This window comes from Vibrio genomosp. F10 str. 9ZD137 (assembly GCF_049974785.1).
GTDB lineage: Bacteria > Pseudomonadota > Gammaproteobacteria > Enterobacterales > Vibrionaceae > Vibrio.
On sequence record NZ_JBNGCJ010000665.1, the window covers coordinates 1 to 4,793 of the forward strand.

The window sequence follows — 4,793 nt, forward strand, 5'->3', positions numbered from 1 at the left end:
GCTGGCGCGACGGCCTATGCTGGCATTCCGCTAACCCACAGAGATCACGCTCAAAGCGTTCAATTTATTACGGGTCATATTCAAAAAGACGGTACAGAGATTCATTGGCCGTCACTTGCTCAAACCAATAATACCTTGGTGTTTTATATGGGCTTAAAACAGTGCCCTCATATCGCAAAGAATCTTATGGAACATGGATTACAGACAGATACACCTTGCGCGATCATTGAGAATGGTACACGTAAAGAGCAAAAAGTACTGACTGGAACACTGGGCGAGCTCGCTGACCTATCAAAGCACGCAAAGAGTCCAGCATTAATTGTCGTCGGTAGCGTGACTCAATTGCATGAAAAACTGCGTTGGTTTCAACAATAGCACTCGCACACGGTTTTGAGTCGCTAAGTGAGTACGCATGGCAGTGAGTGATTTTCTGATGTATCTGAGCGTCAAACTTCTTAGGCGGCCTTTAGGTTTCCACTCACGACGCCGCGGATGATGTGCTGGGGACTCGCTCCCCACCAAAATTAGTTCTTTAGAGAATGGTTATCGTGCCAGTTGTTTTAATGAACTAGGGACAATGAGTTTATGGACAGGGGCAACAAAGAACATGTAGACCTTGCCAAAAGCGTTATTGATGTGCACGACAGTCGTTGCATGGACAACGGCTTCATCACTATTTTTCCCATTACCATCGGGATCAATTAAGAAGGAAATACGGACATCTAGGTGCTTGTCACAGTCTTCTAATACGACCTCATAGTCGCTGTTAGAAACCAACTTGAAAATACCGATCATATCGCCAACTTTATAGTGGTCACTGGGAGTGCTATGGTCAAATTCGTCCATACTTCCGAGATGCTTTAATCCCAATTTAGAGACGATTTGATTGCGTAAAGACATCAGTTTAGCCACCCAGGTTGGGGTGTTTTTGGCAACGGTTAAATACACTTCTAACGCTGTTTGCCCTTCATATTTCACTTTGGTTGAATGAGTATCCCAAAAATAGGCTGTTTCCAAGGATTCACTAAGTATTGTGTTGCTAGGGTAATTCATGAAGACATCCTATTTAATGAGCGTTATCAGGCGCCGAGCAGTGGGAGATGTTTGACTTTTTGATAAGTCAGCGCCAATTTTAGACAGTGTTTGATTTGAGTCTCAGGTAAAGAGTCCTCAATGTATAATTCTTTGATCGCGATTACCATGGCTCTATTGCCTTGAAATTGCAACACACCGTCATATAACTCGCGAAACGTATCAACCAACTTTGTTTGGCAATGGAAATACACATAACAATGGTGAGGCGTTTTCAACGTCCAGTCTAGGCGAATCGGACTACCTGATGTGACGCTATAGCTGAGTTCATTCCATTTCAATGTTTCTTCAACCGTACCTAAGTCTTCTTCTTTAGCGGCTTGTAGAATGAGCTCTCTGAGACGGCAAATAACAGGGGCTATATTGGCTGGGTAACTGTCCCACTTATCTTTGATGTTTTTATCCATAATGCCTCGTTAATTGCGGTTACATGTCCATTACTGGTACTCGTCCATTGTTACCATATATGGGTAGACATAGGCGCATCGACGTTTAGACGAGTATAAAACTGAAAAAGCCAGCAGTATATTGCTGGCTTTATGGAAACAGGTGGCTTATCTATGATTAAACAAGCTTCATTTCTTGGATAATATCTGACGCTATTTCAGGCTTGGTGCTGGTTGGTTTTTCGTGTAGATCCGCTTTCAGTTGCCCTTTACGGTTACGCAGCCCAGTCTCGAGTTTTTTTAAGGTCGCAGAGATAGCAGGGTACATGACGTCGTTTGTGGATTTAGCTGAAATTCTTACACCCTCATAATTGGTGAAAATCTCGACTTCGTGCGTACCGTGCTCTTTAGTGATGATGATGTCACAGCTTATCAGGTGAGGAAAGTGAGCTGTTATCTTATCGAATTTACTTTCAATTTCTTTACGTGAGTCTTCATTAATGGATACATGATGTGTTTGAACATTTACTTTCATATATTTATACCTTTCCAATCACTATGTTCTTTAAACCTAGCAAATTCTGAGCAGATAAGCCAAGCGTATATTGATACATGTGTGATGGGCTTCTGTGTTCTCAACTAATCTAATAGATAGACCTTGAATATTGATTCAATGAAAGGGGGTATTAAAACTCAGTAAAACCAGTGCCTTATTCTATATTTTGATGTTGCCGGAAGTGATAAGAACGGTTCTCCCTTTTCTGATTGAACGATTAATAATCTTTCAACTTTGTCGAAATTACTCATGTGATAATAATTGTCATTCGCATAGTTGTGAGTATAATGCGCAATCGTTAGATGATTGTTTCACTACAGCATGCGCTGTATCCTTAGTCTTACCAATAATGTGCTTTTATACATGTATTAAGAAAGAGTCTAGGCTGGTTATTTTTTTCCGCTAGATGTTTATAAGCTTTATATAATCAGTGGCTTATGATTTCTTCTAGCAGCTGGCCGTCCGTTCTCATTAGACAGCCAGTGAGTAAGATACTGATAGTGGGCGTAGTGAAAACGACAACGAAGAAACAACTCAGATGGAACAAAGTGAATTAGGTTATGAAATTTCTTAAAGTGTGTACATGTACAGTGACATTACTGTTGTCATCCTCAGCCTTTGCGACAGGTTTGTCTGATGCAAAAGCCATTCAAAACCAGACCCATCAACATTTGAGCGATAGCCAAACGGTCATTGATAAAAGTTACGCATCTTCGCAGGCTTTAAAAGCAGACATCGCAATCCTACAAAAAGAGTTCGAAAACCTAAGAGTATATCGAAATCACCTATCTAGCATGGTCGACAATCAGCAGAAAGAAGCGGCCAGCCTTGAAGCTCAAATTGAACAAATACAAGATACTCGACAAGGTGTCATCCCGCTAATGTATCAAATGTTAGACGGCCTCAATCAGATCGTTGAAGAGGATATCCCGCTTCGACAAAATGCGAGACTTGAGCGCGTGGCATCGCTGACATCAATGATGAGCGAGTCCAATGTCAGCGACGCTGAAAAATATCGCCGGATTCTAGAGGCCTATCAAATTGAGCTTGACTATGGCACAAAGCTTGGCGTTTATCGTGATCAAATATCGATTTCCGATACGCAGCGTATCGAAGCTGAACTGCTTTATTTGGGTCGAATATCGCTCATAGCCAGGAATCGTTCCGGATCTGAATATTGGTCATGGAATCGATCAACAAATCGCTGGCAGGCACTTGATACGTCAAACAACGCCCGATTTGATGAAGCGTATCGAGTAGCGAACAATCAATCACCGCCGAGTCTTTTATCATTGCCATTCACTTTTGATACTACGGGTCTTAAAAATGTGGCGTTAAAACCGTCATCGGCAATATATTCATCTACAACATATTCATCTGGAACACATTCACCGGCCGACAAACCACAAGCAGATGAGGTGGCCCAATGAAAACGCTCGTTCTAACGATTTCACTCGCCCTAGGGTTGTCATTTGCTTTTATGCCAGCATCCGCCAAGGCTACACCACAATTGGTGGAGCAAGCGAAGGCTGATAACTTGAAGCAAAAGCGCGAAGAAGAAGCGCGTCAGCGTCAATTTATTCAAACAGAAGCGAAGTTAGTAGCGTCAAAAAAAGATCTGGAAGCCAAGATAGCGGACATACAAAAGCTAACCGATGAGCTTACGCTGACGTTTAGCCGCAACGAAGAGACACTTTCTCGTTTAGAAGAAAAACTCCGTTTAGAAGCAGGAAGCTTAGGTGAATTATTTGGTGTTGTACGTCAGGTAACAAAGCAAGTGGAACCGGAGATTAATCACTCAGTGACGGCTATTGATGCTAACCAGTATTCACTAGCGATTGATGCGATTATTGATGCACAAGCGTTACCATCAATGGCTGAGCTAAGAGGCTTGTGGCTAAGTATGGATGAACAAATTCGTGCGAGCGCTCAACTTACCAAGGTCACAGTGCCTGTATTGACAATTGAAGGGCAGGTGAATACAGAAGATGCGTACAGAATGGGATCCTTTGCGCTTGTCGGTGAACAAGGGTATTTGAACTGGAACAGTGCCCGCCAGCATGCTTCCTATTATTCCAACCAGCCCAAATCAATACCAAGCGTTTTGGCTCTTGAGAGCCTTGTGCAGAACAGTGTGGGTACTAAGAATATTGAGAGTGGTGGTGGCATCTGGTCGATAGATCCTTCACGGGGTATTATTTTGGCCCAGAAGGAGATAGAACCATCATTGCAAGATCGTATTGAAGCGGGTGGTGTGGTTGGTAAAATCATTTTAGGGCTTCTATCGATTGGCCTTGTGATAGCTTTCTATCGCGGAGTTATCCTAGCGAGCACACAGTACAAAATACGTAAGCAGCTACGAAACCCAAATCAAATCAGTAATAACCCTTTAGGGCGGGTTCTTTCTGTGTATCAAAAAGACAGCAACCGAACAGTTGAAGCCCTAGAGTTGCGTTTACTGGAGGCCGTTGTCGATGAGCAAACTCACCTCGAAAAGGGCCTTTCCACCTTAAAGTTATTTGCTGCGTTGGCCCCGATGTTGGGTTTATTAGGTACGGTCACTGGGATGATTGAAACGTTCCAGGTCATTACACACTTTGGGAACAGTGATCCGAAAGTTATGGCGGGTGGGATCTCGATGGCACTCGTAACCACAGTTCTAGGACTTGTCGCGGCTATGCCCTTGCTACTTGCCCACAATATCTTGAGTACTCAAGCGGAAAATATCCGTAACATTCTGGAGAAACAAGGCATTGGAC

Annotated in this window: 6 protein-coding genes; 3 read left to right on the plus strand and 3 right to left on the minus strand. The window is 43.0% G+C overall.

From position 1 onward, the window contains the following. Positions 1 to 375, plus strand: a 375-nt coding sequence (locus ACP45E_RS16065) for a uroporphyrinogen-III C-methyltransferase (RefSeq protein ID WP_241824328.1), incomplete at its 5' end; no start/stop codon positions are given. Positions 376 to 543: 168 nt separating this feature from the next. Here ACP45E_RS16065 and ACP45E_RS16070 read toward each other — a convergent pair. The 3 genes from ACP45E_RS16070 to hpf form a co-directional block, all read right to left on the minus strand. Beyond that, complete coding sequence (locus tag ACP45E_RS16070; protein WP_017034204.1) at positions 544 to 1,053, minus strand: DUF2867 domain-containing protein; 510 nt, start codon at positions 1,051 to 1,053, stop codon at positions 544 to 546. Between the two features lie 26 nt (positions 1,054 to 1,079). Continuing rightward, positions 1,080 to 1,499 carry a DUF1801 domain-containing protein gene (locus ACP45E_RS16075; protein WP_017039137.1) on the minus strand — a complete coding sequence of 140 codons (420 nt, stop codon included), beginning with the start codon at positions 1,497 to 1,499 and terminating at the stop codon, positions 1,080 to 1,082. 157 nt (positions 1,500 to 1,656) lie between these two features. Beyond that, a complete protein-coding gene (hpf, locus tag ACP45E_RS16080; RefSeq protein WP_017034206.1) occupies positions 1,657 to 2,013 on the minus strand; it encodes a ribosome hibernation-promoting factor, HPF/YfiA family in 357 nt (118 codons plus the stop codon). Positions 2,014 to 2,594: 581 nt separating this feature from the next. On the opposite strand from hpf, the gene ACP45E_RS16085 reads away from it, so the two are divergent. Together ACP45E_RS16085 and ACP45E_RS16090 are read left to right on the plus strand one after the other, a co-directional pair. After that, on the plus strand, positions 2,595 to 3,464 hold the full coding sequence (locus ACP45E_RS16085; protein WP_017039136.1) for a DUF3450 domain-containing protein: 870 nt from the start codon (positions 2,595 to 2,597) through the stop codon (positions 3,462 to 3,464). Next, positions 3,461 to 4,793: MotA/TolQ/ExbB proton channel family protein (locus ACP45E_RS16090; protein ID WP_069585231.1), on the plus strand; the 1,333-nt coding region annotated here is incomplete at its 3' end. The genes ACP45E_RS16085 and ACP45E_RS16090, both read left to right, overlap by 4 nt.